This is a genomic window from Pseudomonas capeferrum, from assembly GCF_000731675.1.
Taxonomy (GTDB): Bacteria; Pseudomonadota; Gammaproteobacteria; order Pseudomonadales; family Pseudomonadaceae; genus Aquipseudomonas; species Aquipseudomonas capeferrum.
In genome coordinates, this window is sequence record NZ_JMIT01000001.1 from 2,086,422 (window position 1) to 2,105,152 (window position 18,731).

Annotated in this window: 20 protein-coding genes; 8 read left to right on the forward strand and 12 right to left on the reverse strand. The window is 63.0% G+C overall.

All coding sequences use genetic code 11. The features are described 5' to 3' along the window. Positions 1–140 precede the first annotated feature (140 nt). Positions 141–1,217 (forward strand): 3-deoxy-7-phosphoheptulonate synthase, encoded by a 1,077-nt coding sequence (locus tag PC358_RS09355; protein ID WP_033699083.1) that lies wholly within the window; start codon positions 141–143, stop codon positions 1,215–1,217. A 52-nt stretch (positions 1,218–1,269) separates the two neighbouring features. Here the strand turns inward: PC358_RS09355 and PC358_RS09360 are convergent, their stop codons facing one another. Further along, a complete protein-coding gene (locus PC358_RS09360; protein ID WP_033699084.1) occupies positions 1,270–1,551 on the reverse strand; it encodes a GNAT family N-acetyltransferase in 282 nt (93 codons plus the stop codon). Positions 1,552–2,055: 504 nt separating this feature from the next. On the opposite strand from PC358_RS09360, the gene oprI reads away from it, so the two are divergent. Continuing rightward, positions 2,056–2,307 (forward strand): outer membrane lipoprotei OprI, encoded by a 252-nt coding sequence (gene oprI / locus PC358_RS09365; protein WP_003259780.1) that lies wholly within the window; start codon positions 2,056–2,058, stop codon positions 2,305–2,307. Between the two features lie 123 nt (positions 2,308–2,430). Here the strand turns inward: oprI and PC358_RS09370 are convergent, their stop codons facing one another. The 3 genes from PC358_RS09370 to PC358_RS09380 all read right to left on the reverse strand — a co-directional run bounded on the left by PC358_RS09370 (position 2,431) and on the right by PC358_RS09380 (position 4,473). Beyond that, positions 2,431–3,408 (reverse strand): L,D-transpeptidase family protein, encoded by a 978-nt coding sequence (locus PC358_RS09370; RefSeq protein ID WP_033699085.1) that lies wholly within the window; start codon positions 3,406–3,408, stop codon positions 2,431–2,433. 119 nt (positions 3,409–3,527) lie between these two features. Continuing rightward, on the reverse strand, positions 3,528–3,809 hold the full coding sequence (locus tag PC358_RS09375; RefSeq protein ID WP_033699086.1) for a hypothetical protein: 282 nt from the start codon (positions 3,807–3,809) through the stop codon (positions 3,528–3,530). Between the two features lie 58 nt (positions 3,810–3,867). Beyond that, positions 3,868–4,473: an arylesterase gene (locus tag PC358_RS09380; protein ID WP_033699088.1), complete on the reverse strand. Its 606-nt coding sequence runs from the start codon at positions 4,471–4,473 to the stop codon at positions 3,868–3,870. A gap of 10 nt (positions 4,474–4,483) precedes the next feature. Here PC358_RS09380 and PC358_RS09385 point away from each other — a divergent pair, with 10 nt between their 5' ends. After that, positions 4,484–5,167, forward strand: a complete 684-nt coding sequence (locus PC358_RS09385; protein ID WP_033699089.1) for an ABC transporter ATP-binding protein — start codon at positions 4,484–4,486, stop codon at positions 5,165–5,167. Between the two features lie 5 nt (positions 5,168–5,172). Continuing rightward, positions 5,173–7,680, forward strand: coding sequence for an ABC transporter permease (locus PC358_RS09390; protein WP_033699091.1), 2,508 nt, complete (start codon positions 5,173–5,175; stop codon positions 7,678–7,680). A 36-nt stretch (positions 7,681–7,716) separates the two neighbouring features. Here PC358_RS09390 and greB read toward each other — a convergent pair whose 3' ends face one another. The 3 genes from greB to PC358_RS09405 form a co-directional block, all read right to left on the reverse strand. Next, entirely contained in the window at positions 7,717–8,190 is a 474-nt protein-coding gene (gene greB, locus PC358_RS09395; protein ID WP_033699093.1) for a transcription elongation factor GreB, read from the reverse strand. Between the two features lie 11 nt (positions 8,191–8,201). Beyond that, positions 8,202–8,510, reverse strand: a complete 309-nt coding sequence (locus tag PC358_RS09400; RefSeq protein WP_033699094.1) for a hypothetical protein — start codon at positions 8,508–8,510, stop codon at positions 8,202–8,204. 184 nt (positions 8,511–8,694) lie between these two features. Next, a complete protein-coding gene (locus PC358_RS09405) occupies positions 8,695–10,101 on the reverse strand; it encodes an MltF family protein (protein ID WP_033699095.1) in 1,407 nt (468 codons plus the stop codon). 158 nt (positions 10,102–10,259) lie between these two features. On the opposite strand from PC358_RS09405, the gene PC358_RS09410 reads away from it, so the two are divergent. The 3 genes from PC358_RS09410 (at position 10,260) to PC358_RS09420 (ending at position 13,128) form a co-directional block, all read left to right on the forward strand. Next, positions 10,260–11,057, forward strand: coding sequence for a TatD family hydrolase (locus tag PC358_RS09410; RefSeq protein ID WP_033699096.1), 798 nt, complete (start codon positions 10,260–10,262; stop codon positions 11,055–11,057). Between the two features lie 135 nt (positions 11,058–11,192). After that, positions 11,193–12,671: a methyl-accepting chemotaxis protein gene (locus PC358_RS09415; RefSeq protein ID WP_033699097.1), complete on the forward strand. Its 1,479-nt coding sequence runs from the start codon at positions 11,193–11,195 to the stop codon at positions 12,669–12,671. An 88-nt stretch (positions 12,672–12,759) separates the two neighbouring features. After that, entirely contained in the window at positions 12,760–13,128 is a 369-nt protein-coding gene (locus PC358_RS09420; protein WP_033699099.1) for an Mpo1-like protein, read from the forward strand. Positions 13,129–13,146: 18 nt separating this feature from the next. On the opposite strand, the gene PC358_RS09425 is transcribed toward PC358_RS09420, so the two are convergent. The 3 genes from PC358_RS09425 to PC358_RS09435 form a co-directional block, all read right to left on the reverse strand. After that, a complete protein-coding gene (locus PC358_RS09425) occupies positions 13,147–13,944 on the reverse strand; it encodes an acyl-CoA thioesterase (RefSeq protein ID WP_033699100.1) in 798 nt (265 codons plus the stop codon). A 116-nt stretch (positions 13,945–14,060) separates the two neighbouring features. Continuing rightward, complete coding sequence (locus PC358_RS09430) at positions 14,061–14,828, reverse strand: CHAD domain-containing protein (RefSeq protein ID WP_033699101.1); 768 nt, start codon at positions 14,826–14,828, stop codon at positions 14,061–14,063. Between the two features lie 14 nt (positions 14,829–14,842). Then, positions 14,843–15,121 carry a hypothetical protein gene (locus tag PC358_RS09435; RefSeq protein WP_027593946.1) on the reverse strand — a complete coding sequence of 93 codons (279 nt, stop codon included), beginning with the start codon at positions 15,119–15,121 and terminating at the stop codon, positions 14,843–14,845. 162 nt (positions 15,122–15,283) lie between these two features. On the opposite strand from PC358_RS09435, the gene PC358_RS09440 reads away from it, so the two are divergent. Next, positions 15,284–16,324 carry a patatin-like phospholipase family protein gene (locus PC358_RS09440; protein ID WP_033699102.1) on the forward strand — a complete coding sequence of 347 codons (1,041 nt, stop codon included), beginning with the start codon at positions 15,284–15,286 and terminating at the stop codon, positions 16,322–16,324. Between the two features lie 66 nt (positions 16,325–16,390). Here the strand turns inward: PC358_RS09440 and PC358_RS09445 are convergent, their stop codons facing one another. Beyond that, on the reverse strand, positions 16,391–18,262 hold the full coding sequence (locus tag PC358_RS09445; protein ID WP_033699103.1) for a SurA N-terminal domain-containing protein: 1,872 nt from the start codon (positions 18,260–18,262) through the stop codon (positions 16,391–16,393). Between the two features lie 181 nt (positions 18,263–18,443). Further along, the gene (locus PC358_RS09450) at positions 18,444–18,716 is read right to left on the reverse strand and encodes an HU family DNA-binding protein (RefSeq protein ID WP_016485887.1); all 273 of its coding nucleotides are present in this window, start codon (positions 18,714–18,716) and stop codon (positions 18,444–18,446) included. Positions 18,717–18,731 lie beyond the last annotated feature (15 nt).

Sequence of the window (18,731 nt, forward strand, 5' to 3'; positions counted from 1 at the left end):
ATCCCTGGGCTTACGGGGTCAAGCCCATTGTCGCGCCCCCTGTAACGCGCTAAGGTTCGGCTCCCCGCTGCGAACATTCTTGCTGCTGGGCCGCACGGGGATTGCTGGCGGCCGGCACCCGTGACCTGACGAGTAACACGATGGCTGATTTACCGATCGACGACTTAAACGTTGCTTCCAACGAGACCCTGATCACCCCCGATCAGCTCAAGAAGGAAATCCCTCTCAGCGCCAAGGCTCTGCAGACCGTGACTGCCGGCCGCGAAGTGGTGCGCAATATTCTCGACGGCAAGGACCATCGCCTGTTCGTCGTAGTCGGCCCCTGCTCCATCCACGATATCAAGGCTGCCCACGAGTATGCCGAACGCCTGAAGGTACTGGCCGCAGAAGTGTCCGACACGCTGTACCTGGTCATGCGCGTGTACTTCGAAAAGCCGCGCACGACGGTCGGCTGGAAAGGCCTGATCAACGATCCGTACCTGGATGACTCGTTCAAGATCCAGGACGGCCTGCACATTGGTCGCCAACTGCTGCTGGACCTGGCTGAAATGGGCCTGCCGACGGCCACCGAAGCGCTCGACCCGATTTCCCCGCAGTACCTGCAGGACCTGATCAGCTGGTCGGCCATCGGCGCCCGCACCACCGAATCCCAGACCCACCGGGAAATGGCCTCGGGCCTGTCTTCGGCAGTCGGCTTCAAGAACGGCACCGATGGCGGCCTGACCGTTGCGATCAACGCCCTGCAGTCGGTATCCAAACCGCACCGGTTCCTGGGCATCAACCAGGAAGGCGGCGTATCGATCGTCACCACCAAGGGCAACCCTTACGGTCACGTGGTATTGCGCGGCGGCAATGGCAAGCCGAACTACGATTCGGTCAGCGTCGCCCTGTGCGAACAAGACCTGGCCAAGGCCAAGATCAAGGCCAACATCATGGTCGATTGCAGCCACGCCAACTCCAACAAGGACCCGGCCCTGCAGCCGCTGGTGATGGAAAACGTCGCCAACCAGATCCTCGAAGGCAACCAATCGATCATAGGCCTGATGGTCGAGAGCCATTTGAACTGGGGTTGCCAGTCGATCCCCAAAGACCTGAACGAACTGCAATATGGTGTTTCGGTCACCGATGCCTGCATCGACTGGTCCGCCACCGAGAAGACCCTGCGCAGCATGCACGCCAAGCTCAAGGATGTATTGCCACAGCGCCAGCGCGGCTGAGCAAAGACGAAAAAAGGGGCCGCGAACGGCCCCTTTTCTTTTATCTAATAGTTCAAGCCTTGCTGGAGTGACGCTGCTGGCGCTCCATGTAGCGTTCTACGTAAGAGCACGACGGTATCACCGTGTAGCCCATCTGCTCGGCATACTCCAAGGCCCGCTCGGTCAGTGCTGCGGCAATCCCACGCCCGCGCAGGGCGTTGGGCACGAAGGTGCGATAGATGTCCAGCGTCTGCTTGCCCAGGTCCATGTACGTCAGATAGGCACGATGACCGTCCACGCTGGTCTCGAACTGATGACCGGCCTGGTCATGGTGGATGGTCAGCGCTTCGCTCATCACAACTCCTCGCAGGTCTTCTCGGCAGACCCATACCTTAACCGATGGTGGTTGATCCGGCACAGAACCTCTACGCCACCTGTTGCCCCTTGGACCGCAAGGCGCTTGCAATGGTTCTGCCCCCGGCACTCACAAGATAGTAGGCGCGGCAGGCGGGATTGCTCAAGGTGGCAGCGGTTAAAAATGGCGAGAAACGGGGTTAAATCGACTCTTCCCGATACGCCAACAGAAGCCGGATGTTCTAGCCCTTAAGACGCTGAAGGACAGTCAAAGTCACCGTTAGTTCAACAAAAAAGTTCCCGTACTACAAACGCTTGCGCGCCTTGGACGTTTTTTTCACAAAAGCGTCGCAATGCGTGTCGGCGTGAGCTGGCGTAACATTTTTTTTGCAGTTCTTGCGCTCAGTCAGTTTACTTACTACAAGTAATGGGTACTATGTACGCCGGCCAGTTTCTCTATTCCGAGAGATGGCTCTTTAATAGAAAGTCCTTGAAGGGGAACACGATGAACAACGTTCTGAAATTCTCTGCTCTGGCTCTGGCCGCAGTTCTGGCTACCGGTTGCAGCAGCGTATCCAAAGAAACCGAAGCTCGTCTGACTGCGACTGAAGACGCAGCAGCTCGCGCTCAAGCTCGTGCTGACGAAGCCTACCGTAAGGCTGACGACGCACTGGCAGCCGCTCAGAAGGCTCAGCAGACCGCTGACGAAGCCAACGAGCGCGCTCTGCGTATGCTGGACAAAGCCAGCCGCAAGTAATAGTCCTCACGGATTGTTATGAAGCCGACCCACTTGTGGGTCGGCTTTTTTATTGCCGATCAACACGCAGCGCACATACGAAAAGGCCTGCACTAAGGCAGGCCCTGGGCAGGTCGCGAAACCTTACTGCAATTCGGGCGGAATGCTCGTCACCATCGGTGCAGTACCCTGATTATCGACCGGCACGGCGATCTCGACAGGCATGCCATCTTCGGCGGCGACCACGTCGCGCACCATGTCCCAGTTCATCCGCAGGTTGTTCGCCAGGTCTTCACGCTTGAGCAAGGCATTGATGACCGCTGTGTGTTTGTCCACGACTGACGGGTTGCCCTGATCGTCCAGCGGAGTGTGCGCTTCGAGATAGACCTTGCCGGCACTGATACCGAACTTGTAGGGCTCGTTGATGATGCGTACCGGCGTACCGACCGGGACCATTTTGGACAGTTCGAGTACGTTGTTGTTGAGCATGCGGAAGCAACCATGGCTGGTACGCATGCCAATACCAAACTTCTTGTTCGAACCGTGAATCAGGTAACCCGGTACACCCAGGGTGAACTTGAAAGGCCCCAGTGGATTGTCTGGGCCGGCAGGCACCACTGTCGGCAAGATATCGCCGTCGGCAGCATGCTCGGCACGGATAGAGGCCGGCGGGGTCCAGGTCGGATTCGGGGTCTTGGCGGTAATCTTGGTGTTGGCGATCGGCGACCCCCACCCTTCACGACCGATACCCAACGGGAAGGTATGCACCACGCTCTCCCCTTTCGGGAAGTAGTACAGGCGGTACTCGGCAAGGTTGATGACGATACCTTCGCGCGGGCCGGGCGGCAGCACATAGCGGGTAGGCAGGATGATCTCGGTGCCGGCACCCGGCAACCAGGGGTCGACACCCGGGTTGGCGGCGATCATTTCCAGGTAGCCAAGGTCGTTGGCGGTACCGATGTCGGCGAACGTGTCTTCGTACTTGGCCTTGATCACCTGCACCTGGCCGACAATGTCTTCACCGGGGGGTGGCAGTGGCAGTTCCAGCGCAGCAGCGGGGCCCGCTACCAGCAGGGCGGCCAGGGACAGGCTACGGGTGACGGCAGGAAAGCGCGGCAACATCCGGTAAATCCTTCGAAAGGTGGGTCAAGAGGATCGATTGTACACCCGCACCGATGCAAGCGGGAGGCATTGGCGGTATGCAAGCGTTTCAGATGATGAAAGGTGTGACAGTTTGCCCGTCAAAGCTGCGGCCACACCGGGCGCATGCCGCGCCGCTGGGCGTCGAGAATGGCACGGCACAGCGCGCACAGACGGTTGTCGCGGTAGATCGAGCGCTGCACGCCCGACCAGCGCGGCTGCGCGGGCAGCAGGCCGCCACACAGGGTACGGTCGACCGGCACGCCAAGCTCAAGCTGGCGAGCGGCCAGGTGGACGCGGATTTCCTGGCAGGCAAACAGGTCGAGCTGTTCGTCAGGCTCGATCAGTTGGTAGGCATAAAGGGACCAGGCAGGGCGCGGCATCGGGGGCTCTCGAAACGGGGGGCGCAACCTTAGCCGAAACCCGCCCCCGTTTAAAGCGTCACAGCAAGGGTTTTATCTTCGGCCAGGCATTTTCCAGCAAGCGCTGCTGGGCACCTTGCGCCGGATGGATGCCATCGGCCTGCATCAGCTCCGGCACACCCCCCACGCCCTCAAGGAAAAAAGGCACTAATGGCACCTGTTTGTCTGCCGCCAACTGCTCATACACCTGGGCAAACGCCGTGGTGTAGCGCACGCCATAATTGGGCGGCAGGCGCATACCCAGCAGCAGCACCTTGGCACCCGCTTGCCGAGCGCTCTCGATCATCGAAGCAAGATTTTGTTGCAATTGCTGCGGCGGCTGCCCGCGCAGCCCGTCATTGCCGCCCAACTCCAGCACAACCACGGCCGGCTTGTGCGCTGCAAGCAGCGCCGGCAGCCGCGCCTGGCCTCCGGCGCTGGTGTCACCACTGATCGAGGCATTGACCACCTGATCATCGAAACCTTCGTCCTTGAGCCGGGTCTGCAACAAAGAGACCCACCCCTGGCGGCTATCCAGGCCAAAACCGGCGCTGATACTATCGCCAACCACCAGCACCGTTCCCGCCGTGGCGCTCTGGGCCAGGCAATACAAGGCCAGACCGGCACTCAACCACCACATTCGCATTGGATTCTCCATGGGCCCCAGCATTCTCGTTGCGCAGAACCTTAGCAAAGTGGTCCCCAGCGCGGAAGGCGACCTGACCATCCTCCACGCACTTTCTCTCGACCTCGCCCAGGGCGACAGCCTGGCCATCGTCGGCGCTTCGGGCTCAGGCAAGTCGACCTTGCTCGGCTTGCTGGCCGGCCTCGACCGCCCCAGCGCCGGCAAGGTCATCCTCGCCGGGCACGACCTGGGGCCACTGGACGAAGACCAACGCGCCCGCGTGCGCGCCGAGCATGTCGGGTTCGTGTTCCAGTCGTTCCAGCTGCTCGACAGCCTCAACGCACTGGAGAATGTCATGCTGCCGTTGGAGCTCGACGGGCGCCGCGATGCCCGCGAGCACGCCCGCACCCTGCTCGAACGGGTTGGCCTGGGCAAGCGCCTGAGCCACACGCCGCGCCAGCTGTCCGGCGGTGAGCAACAGCGGGTAGCCATCGCCCGCGCCTTCGCCGCACAACCTGCCGTGCTGTTCGCCGACGAGCCCACCGGCAACCTCGACAGCCATACCGGCGAGCGCATCAGCGACCTGCTGTTCGAATTGAACAAGGAGCGTGGCACCACCCTGGTACTGGTCACCCATGACGAGCGCCTGGCCCGCCGCTGCCGGCGCCTGATCCGCCTGGACGCGGGGCGCCTGGTAGCCCCCGTGGAGGTCTGAGCCCGATGACCAGCATGCCCTTCTCCCGACTGTGCGGCCTGGCATTACGCCAGTTGCTCCGCGACATCCGCGCCAGCGAAGTGCGCGTGCTGTTCTTTGCCCTGCTGGTAGCCGTAGCCGCCAGCACCGCAATCGGTTACTTCGGCGCCCGCCTCAACGGCGCCATGCAACTGCGCGCCAGCGAGTTCCTCGGCGCCGACCTGGTGCTGCAGGGCAGCTCACCGGCCCGCGACGAGCAGATCAGTGCAGGCACATCACTCGGTTTGCGCCACGCACAGGTGGTCGAGTTCACCAGTGTGGTGGGCGGCGATAGCGGCATCCAGTTGTCCAGCGTCAAGGCCGCCGACGGCGCCTACCCCTTGCGCGGGCAAGTCCGCAGCGCCGCCGCACCCTATGCCGAAGAAACCCCCGGCGGTGGCCCGGCGCCCGGCGAGGCCTGGGTAGAACCGAGGTTGCTGGCCGCGCTGGGGCTGTCGATCGGCGACAGCATCGATGTGGGCATGAAAACCCTGCGCATGAGCCGTGTACTGACCTACGAACCGGACCGCGCCAATAATTTCTACAGCCTGACCCCTCGGGTAATGATGAACCTCACGGACCTGCAGGCGACCGGGGTGATCCAGCCCGGCAGCCGGGTGACCTATCGTGACCTGTGGCGCGGCGACATCGACGCACTGGCCCAGTATCGCCAGGCCGTGGAAAAAAACCTGGCGGCCAGCCAGCGCCTGCGCGACACCCGCGATGGCAACCGGCAGATCGGTGGCGCCTTGAGCAAGGCCGAACGCTATCTGAACATGGCCAGCCTGGTGGCGGTACTGCTGGCCGGCGTTGCCGTGGCCATGTCGGCCAGCCGCTACGCCGCACGGCGTCTGGATGCCAGTGCACTGCTGCGCTGCCTTGGCCTGTCCCGGCGGCAGGCGCTGGGCCTGTACTGCCTGCAACTGGCCATGCTTGGCCTGGTGGCGGCCGTGGCAGGCGCCCTGCTCGGCTGGCTGGCACAGTTGGGCCTGTTCCGGCTGCTGCATGGCCTGCTGCCGAGTGTGGTGCCACCGGGCGGCATCTTGCCGGCGCTCGCCGGTATGGGCACCGGGCTGGTGGCCCTTGCTGGCTTCGCCTTGCCGCCGCTCGCCGCCCTCGGCCAGGTGCCGCCATTGCGCGTGTTGCGCCGCGACCTGCTGCCGGTGCCGCCCAGCAGTTGGCTGGTGTATGGCGCTGCCTTGCTGGCCCTGGGCCTGATCATGTGGCGCCTGAGCCTCGACCTGCTGCTGACGTTCGCACTGCTGGGCGGCGGCCTGGTCGCCGCCGTGGTACTCGGCGGCCTGTTGCTGCTCGGGCTCCGCAGCCTGCGCCAACTGCTGGTCGGCGCACCGCTGGCCTGGCGCCTGGGGCTGGGGCAGCTGTTACGTCACCCCTTGGCAGCCGCTGGCCAGGCGCTGGCATTTGGCCTGATCCTGTTGGCCATGGCGCTGGTTGCACTGCTGCGCGCCGAACTGCTCGACACCTGGCAGGCGCAACTGCCCAAGGACGCGCCGAATCATTTTGCCCTGAACATCCTGCCAGATGATCGCGAGCCGTTCGCCCAGCGCCTGCGGCAGGTCAATGCGGCCTCGGCGCCGCTATACCCGGTGACACCCGGCCGCCTGGTCCAGATCAACCAGCAACCGGTGCAACAGGTCGTCAGCAAGGACTCTGCCGGCGAGCGGGCCGTACAACGCGACCTCAGCCTGACATGGGCCGCCGAGCTACCCGACGGCAACGCGCTGACTGCGGGCGACTGGTGGCAGGCGCTGCCTTCCGGCGATGAGGTGCCCGGTGTATCGGTCGAGGCGGAACTGGCCACCAGCCTGAAGCTACAACTGGGCGACTTGCTGACCTTCGACATCGGTGGCCAGCAACGCCAGGCCCGGGTCAGCAGCCTGCGCAGCGTGCACTGGGACAGTTTCCAGCCGAACTTCTACATGATCTTCCAGCCTGGAACGCTGCAGGGGTTACCCACCACTTACCTCACCAGTTTCTACCTGGCCCCAGGTCATGACCTGGATGTGGTCGCCCTGTCCCGGGCCTTCCCGGCAGTGACCATCCTTCAGGTCGACGCCTTGCTTGATCAACTGCGCAGCATCCTCGCCCAAGTCACCCTGGCGGTCGAGTATGTACTGTTGTTCGTGTTGGCGGCGGGGCTGGCCGTGCTGTTTGCCGGCTTGCAGGCAACGCTCGACGAACGCATCCGCCAGGGCGCCTTGCTGCGTGCGCTGGGTGCGGCGCGGCCATTGCTGGTCAAGGCGCGGCGTATCGAGTTCGGCCTCTTGGGCGCGGCCAGCGGCCTACTGGCCGCACTCGGTTGCGAGTTGATCACGCTGGTGCTGTACCGCTACGCCTTCGACCTGCAGTGGCACCCGCACCCATGGCTGCTGGTACTGCCACTGGCGGGGGCAGTGCTGGTGGGTGGAGCTGGGGTGCTTGGCACAAGGCGGGCGCTCAATGCCAGCCCGTTGACGGTGTTGCGGGAGGGGTAAGAAACACCGTGAATGGCCGCTACAGGCAATCGCCGATCATTGCCCGTAGCGGATGCTGTTCACGTACCACGCCGCATCCCCGGTCGGGGTCTTTACCACCACCTCATCGCCCTCCTCCTTCTTGAGCAAGGCCCGGGCCATGGGGGAGTCGATCGAGATGTAGTCGTTGCGCCCATAGATTTCGTCATACCCGACAATGCGAAACTTCTTGGTCTCACCCTCGTCGTTCTCGATCTCGACCCAAGCGCCGAAAAACACCCTGCCCTCCTGCTCCGGCGAATAAGCCACCACCTTTACATCTTCAAGGCGTTTGCGCAGGTACCGCACCCGACGGTCGATCTCGCGCAACAGCTTCTTGTTGTACTGGTAGTCGGCATTCTCGCTGCGATCGCCAAGCGAAGCTGCCCAGGCGACCTTCTGGGTGATCTCGGGGCGGTACACGCGCCACAGGTGATCCAGCTCCTTCCTCAGGGCCTCATGACCTTCGGTGGTGATGATATTGGTGCTCAACAGCACTCTCCTCAACGGCGGGTAATCAGGCCTTGGCGAGCAATGCGAGTGAGATGGCCGATAACTTCGGCGGCCTCGGCAGAGGCCGGCGACTGTATCACTGCCAGGTCGAAACGGTCGTTGCCGTACTGCGCAAGGTGGCAGCAGGTTTCGGTGAACTGGATGAGAAAGGCACGGGCCTGGCCTTTACGACGCGAAAGCCCTTCAAGGTGACGCAAAAGAGTGGGTTGATGCTGGCCACCGAGCAGGATACGCGGTGTGCGGGAAGCCTGGTTGGCAGGCAAAGGGCTCAAACAGACACTGGTACGTGGGCAACTCATGGCGCTTCTCTCAGCCTCGCGATTCCCGCTGGGCAGCGGTGGGAGGCGTCACCGAACCAGCGCTTTAGCGGTATTTCGGATGACCGGAGGGGCCTTTCCTGCGCCCCGCAAGTAGCTGTTTAAATCGGCGCAGGCGGTATGCTAGAGCTACAAGCGCTAAGTTACAAGCCTCAAGCTGCATTGCTCAGCGCTTGGCCACCCGCTCCAGCACGGCACGCTCGCGGCTGAACGCCAGGAAGTACTTGTTGACGCTGTTGACGAAATTGACCGGGCCCATGCCGACCTGCTCCATGGCAATACGCTCGGTCTGGAAAAACCACTGGTTGCCGTTGAGCCCACGCCGACGCGCTTCGGCACGCATCGCCTGGACCCGCTCGGGCCCCAGATTGTAAGCCGCCAGCACGAACGCCATGCGCTCGCGCTCGTTGATCTGTGGGCTGGCAAAGAACTTGCGCCGGATCAACGCCAGGTAGCGGGCACTGGCCTGCACATTGCCGTCAACCGTGGCGGTATTGCTCACCCCTACCCGCTGGGCGGCCGAAGGGGTGATCTGCATCAGGCCGTGGGCCCCGCCTGTGCCGCGCGCAGCGGGGTTGAGTGTCGACTCCTTGAAGGCCAGCGCCGCCAGGTTGAGCCAGTCGATCTGCTGCGCCTGGCCATGCTTCTGCAGCACCGCACGCACCGCACTGAGGCGTTGGCGATCCTTGCTCGCCAAAGGGTTGTGTACCCGGTACTGACGGCGGTAGATACGCTCGAACGCGGCGTCCTGGTTGTCCGGCGCGCGATAGCCCTGAAGGAAGCGATCGACCGTGGCCAGCAATTGCGGCGCGTCGCGCCCCACATACCAGCGCATTGCTTGCGGCGAGCCCAGGTGCACACGGCTGTCCAGGCGCAGACGCGGCATGACCCTGGCCCACCGCCGGGCAATCGGGCGCTCTACCACGGTCAGGTGGTAGATGCCGGCCTGCACCATCTCCAGCACATCCTCCACCGCCAGGGTCGAATCGACCCACTCCACCTTGATCGGCGCGCGCTTGCGCAGGGCCAACTGCTGGTTCACCTGCTGGATCACCGGGCCGGCAGCACTGGCACTGGTCAAGGCCACGGTGCGCCCGGACAACTGCTCGACATGGCTGAAGCTGCGCTCCCCCTTGCGCCCGACCAGCAACAAGGGCACTTGGTCCAGCACCGGCGCGCTGCTGCTGACACCGCGCACCACCACCGGGTCGAGCAGTTCACCGGGCGCCGCCAGGTCGCCCTCGCCGCGCTGCAACGCACCCAGCAACTGCTCCTTGGCCCGAGGGATAAGCTTCAGCTGAATCTGCTGCCCGTCACCTGCGCGGGCATTCAGGTAATGCTCGAGCGCACGCAGGCGGTAGTATTCGATGCCGACCGGCTCGCCCTTGACCTCGCCAGAGCTGTTGCGGCTTTGATTGACCAGCACCCGCAACACCTTGCTCGCCCGAACCTGCTGCAGGTCGCGCAGCTTGCTGGGCGGGATGTTCTGCTGCGGCCCCGGCAGGCGCGCCTGGGCAACACCGGCCGTGGTCAGCCCAAGCATCAGCAGGAAGGTCAGCAGGTATCGCAGCATGCGAAAACGAGTCCGAGGTCGGTGGGCGGCACTCATGTGGCATGGCCGCCTAGTGATAAATGACGGCAGAAGACCACGGCAACCGCATGAAGTTCTTGGATTTTTCCGAGAAACGCGGATTTTGCTATGCTGGCCGCCCCGCGGCACGAGGTAGCACCATGCAACTGATCGATATCGGCGTCAACCTGACCAACAGCAGTTTCCACGACCAGCAGGCCGCCATCGTCGAGCGCGCCATCGAGGCCGGCGTAGCGCAGATGGTGCTGACCGGCACCAGCCTTGCGGTCAGCGAACAGGCACTGGAGCTGTGCCAGCAGTTGGATGCGGCCGCTGAACACCTGTTCACCACGGCGGGCGTCCACCCCCACGATGCCAAGTCCTGGGACGCTGGCAGCGAGCGGCAACTGCGCCAATTGTTGAATGAGCAACGGGTGCGCGCAGTCGGTGAATGCGGCCTGGACTTCAACCGCGACTTCTCCCCTCGCCCTCAGCAGGAAAAGGCCCTGGAGGCACAGCTGACGCTCGCTGCCGAACTAGGCTTGCCCGTGTTTCTGCACGAACGCGACGCCAGCGAGCGCTTGCTGGCCATCCTCAAGGACTACAGGGACCACTTGACCGGCGCTGTGGTGCATTGTTTCACCGGCGAGCGCGAGGCGTTGTTCGCCTACCTGGACCTGGACCTGCACATCGGCATCACCGGCTGGATTTGTGACGAACGTCGTGGGACGCACCTGCACCCGCTGGTCGGTAATATCCCTGAAGGACGCCTGATGCTGGAGAGCGATGCGCCTTACCTGCTGCCGCGCAGCCTGAGGCCAAAGCCGAAAAATGGCCGTAACGAACCGGCGTTTCTGCTGGAAGTGCTGAGGGAGGTGGCGCTGCACCGGGGCGAGTCGATGGAACACACGGCAACCCATACCACCGCGGCGGCACGGGCATTCTTTCGGCTGAGCTAAGCCTGCATCGGGCCCCCGTGGATACAGGCACCTCGGGTTTTTCTTGATACACATCAAGAACGGCTCTGGCGGGCGCAGGCACAATGATGGCACCTTGCCAATATTGTTTCCGCTCAACTCAGAGAAGACCTGCCCATGGGTGCCTGGCTTAGCAATGTTTCCCTGAAGTACAAATTCTGGGCCGTCAACGCGGTGGCCTTTGTCACGACCCTTTTGCTGGTGCTGTACGCCGTACATCTGGAGCAGCGTGCCCGCGCGGACGCCGCTCAGGCCCAAGCGGCGGCACAGGCCCAGCTGTTGGCAACATGGCCCGTCGGGCAAACGCTGCCCCGCCAGGCCAATGTCATCACCTGGCTGCCAGGCCAGACCCCGACCTTTGCCGGCGAACCGCTGGAGGTCCTGCGCGACGCCCAGGGCTGGGTCGAACTGCCCGCTGCCTGGCTGCTTGGCGATAACCCCCTGCGCGGCGCCCAGGTGCTGCGCAACGGCGATCAGCAACTGGCCGTGCTGGCCCAGTCGCCGAGCGTACGCCAGGTGTTCTTCGAACGTTTCACCAACTATGCCGTGTGCGTGCTGATACTGATGCTGGCCATGCTTGGCGCCTCGCAGTTGCTGATCCGCTTTCTGCTCAGCCAGCTCAACACCCTCAAGGACGTCATGCTCCATGTGGAGAAGACCGGCGACCTGTCGGCACGCGTACCCCTGGCGTGCGGCGACGAAGTCGGCCAGATGGCGGGCGCCTTCAACGCCATGCAAGGCACCTATCACCGCGTGGTCAGCACTGTGGCCCACACCGCCGCACAGCTCGACGCCGGCGCCGCACGCCTGGCGGCGAGCATGAATGACGTACGCCACGGCATGCTCGGCCAGCAGAGCGAGACCGACCAGGCCGCCACGGCCATCAACCAGATGTCGGCCACGGTGCACCATATCGCCCAGCATGCCGGCGCCACACGCGACCTGTCGCAGACTGCAGATACCCTCGCCGGCAGCGGCCAGGAGGTCGTCAGCCGCGTTCAGGACTCGATTTCCGGGCTGTCCAGCGGCGTACAGCAGACCGCCGAGATGATCCGCCAACTGGCCGAGGACAGCCAGAAGATCAATGGCGTGGTCGGGGTGATCCACAGCATTGCCGAACAAACCAACCTGCTGGCACTCAATGCCGCCATCGAAGCAGCCCGTGCCGGTGACTTGGGCCGCGGCTTCGCAGTGGTCGCCGATGAGGTACGCAACCTGGCCAAGCGCGTGCAGACGTCCACGGACGAAATCACCACCATGGTCTCGGCGCTTCAGTCCGGCACCCGCGATGCAGTCGAGTTCATGCAGGAGAGCTCGTACAAGGCTGACGATTGCGTCCGGCAGGCCCAGGCAGCCGGTGCAGCGCTGGCCGAGATCACCGGTGCGGTCGCGCAGATGCGCGAAAGCAACACCCAGATCGCCGTGGCTGCCGAACAGCAGAGCCAGGTGGCCGAAGAAATGAACCGGGCAGTGGTGAGTATCCGCGACGTCACCGAACACACCGTGCAACAGACCGTCGGCTCGGCCACCACCAGCAACGAACTGGCGACGCTGGCCGGTGAGCTGAACAAGGTGATAGGCCAGCTCAAGCTATAGCCCCCGTTTACAGTCACGATAGCCAGCCTCGATTGGCCCCCTTCCGGGGGCCGCACTAAGCTTTGGACATGACCGAGAGGACCTGCCCATGAGCAAACGCCTACCCAACCTGCCCGCCTGGCAATGGCGCGGCTACCACCATAATCACCGTCACCCGGCCAACCTGGTACTGCACCTGATCGCCGTGCCGCTGTTCATGCTCGGCACATTGCTGGTGCTGTCCGGCCTGTTCGCCCTGGACCTGGGGCAGATCGCCGTGGGCGTCATCTCCCTGATTGCCGGCCTGGGCCTGCAGCGCCACGGGCATCGCCTCGAAACCGAACAACCGGAGCCATTCGCCAACCGCAAAGACGCCGTGCAGCGCCTGCTGACCGAGCAGTTCATCACCTTTCCGCGCTTTGTGCTAAGCGGCGCCTGGTGGCGTGCCTGGCGCGAGCGGCACAAGCATCGCCGTTGACCCTGCCGCCCGTTACGGCTACGCGAAAACCGTCACCGTCTGCCGGCTCAATGCCAGCAACTCGCCCTCTGCGGACCACAGCGCGGCGGCGGCATGCCCATAACCCTCACGAGCGTGCTCGGTCTCGACGCAATAGCGGCACCAGTCCAGTGTCGACAACTGCGGTATGGGCTGGATGAATTCGATGGTCCAGGTCAGTGTGCTGCCCGCCGCCGGCCGCTTCAGGTGCGGCAACAGGCTGGGCGGCCAGGCATCTACCAGTGCCAGCAGGTGAGCCTCGTTCAACGGCTCGTCAGCGATGTCGCGCAGCCGTACCCAGCCCCCCATCTGCCGCGAATCGTTGCCACTGAACGGCAGCCCACCGACCGCCCAACGCAGGGCTACATGGCGCATGAACTCTGGGGTCACACCTTTGATGTAGGGAAGCTCAGGGGCAGCCTGCTCCAGCGGCTTCATGGCAACCGCAGCCTTGGCCGGGACCTCGACCTCCGAGGAGCGCGCCGCACCGAAATTGCCCTGCACCAGGGTGACGACCTGCCCCTCCTGCACCGCGCGGCCAAGCAAGGTACTGACCGCTTTGCCCTCACGCAGCACGTCGACCTCGAAACGGATCGGCACGTCAGCCGCAGCAGGCGCCACGAAGCTGATGGCCAAAGAGCGCACAGGCCGATCATCGGCAAGCTTCAGGCGCATCGCTTCATACACCATGGCGGCCATGAGCCCGCCGAAAGCCGCGCGGCCCTGGGCCCATGACGCCGGTACCGAAACCGATTCAGGGTTGGCTCGAACGGCTTCGAGCAATTGGGTGAAGTTCATGGCAGGTAGGCTCCTGTGCCGTGGTGATCCGGGGCACGTCATTCACGTGCCCTGCATCAGGACATACTAACCAGCCACTCTGCACCGTTCAGCCCACATATCGGTCATTTGCCGGGCTATCGCTGCTTCAACGCCACCTGCAAGGCATCCAGCGTGACATCGGATTTGCCTGCGGCCTCCTGCAACTGCTGCTGCCAATCGGTTTTGCACACTGCCAGGTCGGCGTCCTCGCGCACCTGCAACAACCACTGCAGACGGTCATGCCACGCGCCCAGGTCGCTCTGCGCCTTCTTCAACAGACGTTGCAGTTTTTTCCCGGCATGCTCGAGTTGCGGGTAGGCCTCGTCGCCATAGCGTGCCCGTTTGATCAACAACCGTAGCCGATGCCGATCGTGGGCGGGGTCCGCCAATGCCTTGCGCAGCTTGCGCCATTGCTTGTCCAGGCGTTTGTCGATGCGCTTGCCCAGCGCATCCACCAGGCCTTCGCGATCAGCCGCGCGCAGGAACAACGGAAATGCATCGACGATCGCCAGCAGACGGGCCAGCTGCGCACAGCTCGCGACACTGGCAAAGGTCTTGCCCCGCCCCGCCAGCCGTCGCTGCGCCGCCTCGCTCAAGCCCCGCCCGAACAATTCGGCCGCCAGCACCTCGCGGTCACGCAGCGGCGTCGTCAAGGTACCCAGGGCCTTGGCTGCGCCTTCCAGTTGTTCGACCCCAGGCAACCCCCGCAGCGGCCGCAGCAGGCTGCGCAAGCGCCGTACAGCGATGCGCAGGTCATGCAATGCCTCGCTGTCGGTATTGGCGGCGAGGCGCTCACGGCAGGCCAGCAGGCGCACCTGCAAGGCCAGTATCTGTGACACCACGTGATCGAGCATGGCAGACATGGGACGCTCCTCGGTCAGCGGCCAGCGCGCGACTCACGAATGTAGAAACGCGCCTTCTCGGCCTTCTTGGTGCAACCTTCAAACCCCTCGAACTGCTGCTGGGTCTTGGCGCCGGTCAGCAGCGACAAGGCCTTGGAATAACTGACAGTACCGGCGAAACCCTCGGCCTTGGCCAGGTCGAGCTCCTTCCAGGCGGCATCCAGCTGGGTTGCGCAGCTGTCACGGTAGGCCGTCTTGCCCGCACAGCCAGCAAGGGCCAGGGCAATCAGTGGAAGGCAGATCCAGGCTTTCATCGGTAATTCCTCAAAGTGAAAAGAGTGGCTGTTCGACGCACCCGCAATAGAAAAGTGCCCGCCAAGGCGCTTTGCTTAGCGTAGATCAGCGCGGTGTACATTGAAGCACAGGCAGCAATGGGTGCATTGTTAAACCATGGTTGCACAGGCTGAGGGAAAATCATGAGTAAACGCGTTGCGCTGGTACTGGGATCGGGGGGTGCCCGAGGGTATGCACACATCGGTGTGATCGAAGAAATCGAACGACGCGGCTACGACATCGCCTGCGTCGCCGGCTGCTCCATGGGGGCGGTGGTGGGCGGCATCTATGCCGCCGGCAAACTCGAAGAGTATCGCAACTGGATCGAAAGCCTCGACTACCTGGACGTCCTGCGCCTGGTCGATGTCAGCTTCCGCCTTGGCGCGATCCGCGGTGACAAGGTGTTCGGCCAGATCCGCAAGATCGTCGGTGAGATCAACATCGAGCAGTTGCGCATCCCCTACACCGCAGTGGCCACCGACCTTACCAACCAACAGGAAATCTGGTTCCAGGAAGGGTGCCTGCACCAGGCCATGCGCGCGTCTGCAGCAATCCCCAGCCTGTTCACACCGGTGATGCAAGGCAACCGCATGCTGGTCGACGGTGGCATTCTCAACCCGCTGCCGATCGTGCCGGTGGTGTCCAGCCACTGCGACTTGATCATTGCGGTCAACCTCAACGCCACCAACCAGAAGCAGTACCAATTGCCGGTGATCGAACGCCCGGCGGCATTCAAGATGCGCTTCGATTCGCTGCTCAGCTCGCTGGGTTCACGCCTGCCCTTCCGTCGCAAGCCGGCGGAAGAGCTGATACGTATCGAACAGGAGATCGTTGCCGAAGGGCTGGCGCCGCCCAGCCCGTGGCTGGCAGGTACTGCAGACCCGGAAGGCCAGCAGCCTGCGGCGGCCCCCGAACGTGAAGGCGCACCCAAGTCTGCTACCGGGTCATTCATCATCGACAACGTGGGGCCTGCGTCGCTGCTGGACCTGATCAACCAAAGCTTCGAAGTGATGCAGACGTCGCTGGCGCAATACAAGATTGCAGGGTACCCGCCCGATGTACTGATCAACGTACCCAAGCGCGTGTGCCGGTTCTTCGAGTTCTACAAAGCACCGGAGCTGATTGCCCTGGGTCGGGAGATTGCGCGGGATACGCTGGATAATTATGAAGGGGTGAAGCGGTAGAGGGCCGCTCAGGCCAGAAACAAGACAGGCCGCATTACGCGGCCTGTCTTGTCATGCAACGATCACTCAGTAACGGGTGATATCAGCATTGGCTTCCAACTGCTTGCGGTAGGCAGCGAAGTCCTGCTGGCCGGCACGCGAAGCGAGGTAGCGGCGAATCTGCTGCTTCTCTTCGTCGGTGGCCGCAGCGCCTTCGTTGACCCCTTTGAGCTGCAAGACCACCAGGCTGCCGTCGCCCAGCACCACACTGGTGTAGACCGGCTTATCCTTGGCCTGCGGCTTGCCCAGGCGGAACACTGCCTGCAGCTCGGCCGGGTCGATGCCGTCCTCACCACGGGTCACTGCCTCGTAGGTTTTCCAGCCCTGACCCTCATGGACGCTGTCAGCGGCAATGGAGCCATCACGCAGGCCGGCAATCAACTTGTCCGCCTTGGTCTTGAGTTCGGCTGTCGCCTTCTCCTTGGCCAGGTGTTCGCTGATGTTCTTGGCCACCGCTTCCAACGGCAGCTGTTCCGGCTTGCGGTGCTCCTTGACGCGCAGCACCACGGTGGTTTCCGGATCGAGCTCGATGGCGGTGCTGTTGGCAGCCTCCTCCAGCACTTCCTCCGAGAACGCCGCCTGAACCACCGCACGGTTGGCAGTGATACCTTCGCCACCCTCACGGCCGAACGCGGCGGAGGTGTGCACCTTCAGGTTCAGGTCTTGGGCAGGCTGAGCCAGGTCGGAAGCCTCGTAAGCGGCATCCTGCAACTGCTTGCTGGCGTCGACGTAGCGCTGTTCGACCAGCGGGGTCTTCAAGTCACGGGTCAGCTTGTCCTTCAGGCTGGCGAAACTTGGTACTTGCGGCGCCTCGACACCCAGCAGCTTGATCAGGTGGTAACCGAACTCGGTGCGCACCGGGGCCGATACCTGGCCATCTTTCAACTGGTACAAGGCATCTTCAAAGGCCGGGTCGTACACGCCAGGGCCGGCGAAGCCGAGGTCACCACCCGTAGTGGCCGAACCTGGGTCCTGGGAGAACTCCTTGGCCAGTGCGGCAAAGTCTTCACCCTTGGCCAGGCGCTGTTCGATCTCTTCGGCACGGGCCTTGGCCTGGGCGTCGGTGACCTTGTCGTTGACCTCGATCAGAATGTGCGCGGCATGGCGCTGTTCGGCGAGGTTGGCGATTTCTTTCTCGTACTGGGCCTTGAGCTCGTCATCACTAACCTTGACCTGGTCAAAGAACACCGACTTCTTCAGCTCGATGTAATCGATGACAACCTGGTCAGGCGACATGAATTCCTTGGCGTGCTGGTCGTAGTGCGCCTTGACCTCTGCTTCGCTGACCTTGACCGCGGCCGGGTCGGCCTTGAAGGTCAGGGAGGCGAAATCGCGGGTCTGCTTCTCCAGGCGCGCGAACGCCTCGACCTGCTTGTCAGTGACGAAGCTGCTGCCGGCAAGGCCGGTACGCAGTTGGCCGATGAGCATTTCCTCGGCAAGCATGTCGCGGAATTGCAGGCGGCCATAACCCATCTGGCGAATGACCTGGTCGAAACGATCGGCGTTGAATTTGCCGTCAACCTGGAACTCCGGAGTCTGCAGGATCACTTGATCCAGCGCGGCCTCGGAGAAGGCGAACTTGGCGTCTTCGGCGCCCTGCAACAGCAGCTTGCGAGTGATCAGGCCCTTGAGTGCCTCATCACGCAGCAGCTTGTCATCCAGCAGCGCAGGGTCGAAATCCTTGCCCAACTGTTGCATCAGCTGGCGGCGCTGCATGTCGGTCGCCTGGCTTAGCTCGTTCTGGCTGATGGTCTGGCCGTTCACCTTGGCGGCGTCCTGGCTATGGCTGGCAGCCTGGAAAATGGCCTCGAAGCCGGTCAACGCCATCAACACGACGATAAGGCCGATGATGGTCTTGGCAATCCAACCTTGTGAATTGTCCCTGATATTTTGCAGCATGCGTCCCCCAGAAACGGCTGTACCACTGCGTCGACAACCGCGGAGCGTGGGTAGAATCCTGATAAAAGAAAGGCGCATCCGAGGATGCGCCTTTTCTTAGCAAACGTGTCAGGCGGGAACGTTTGCGACCCGCCTCACGTGCTCGAACCTGGCCAGGCCGGGTCCGGCTGAAAGAGACGACTTAGTTGACGGCGTCTTTCAGGCCTTTGCCAGCCTTGAAGCCTGGAACCTTGGCGGCTTCGATCTTGATAGCCTTGCCAGTTTGAGGGTTACGGCCAGTACGCTCGGCGCGATCCTTGACCGAGAAGGTACCGAAGCCAACCAGAACGACGTCGTCGCCTGCTTTCAGGGCACCCGTTACGGAGTCGATCACAGCATCCAGAGCCTTACCTGCGGTAGCTTTGGAAATGTCAGCCGATGCAGCGATAGCGTCAATCAGTTCCGACTTGTTCACTCTAAGTCCCCTTAT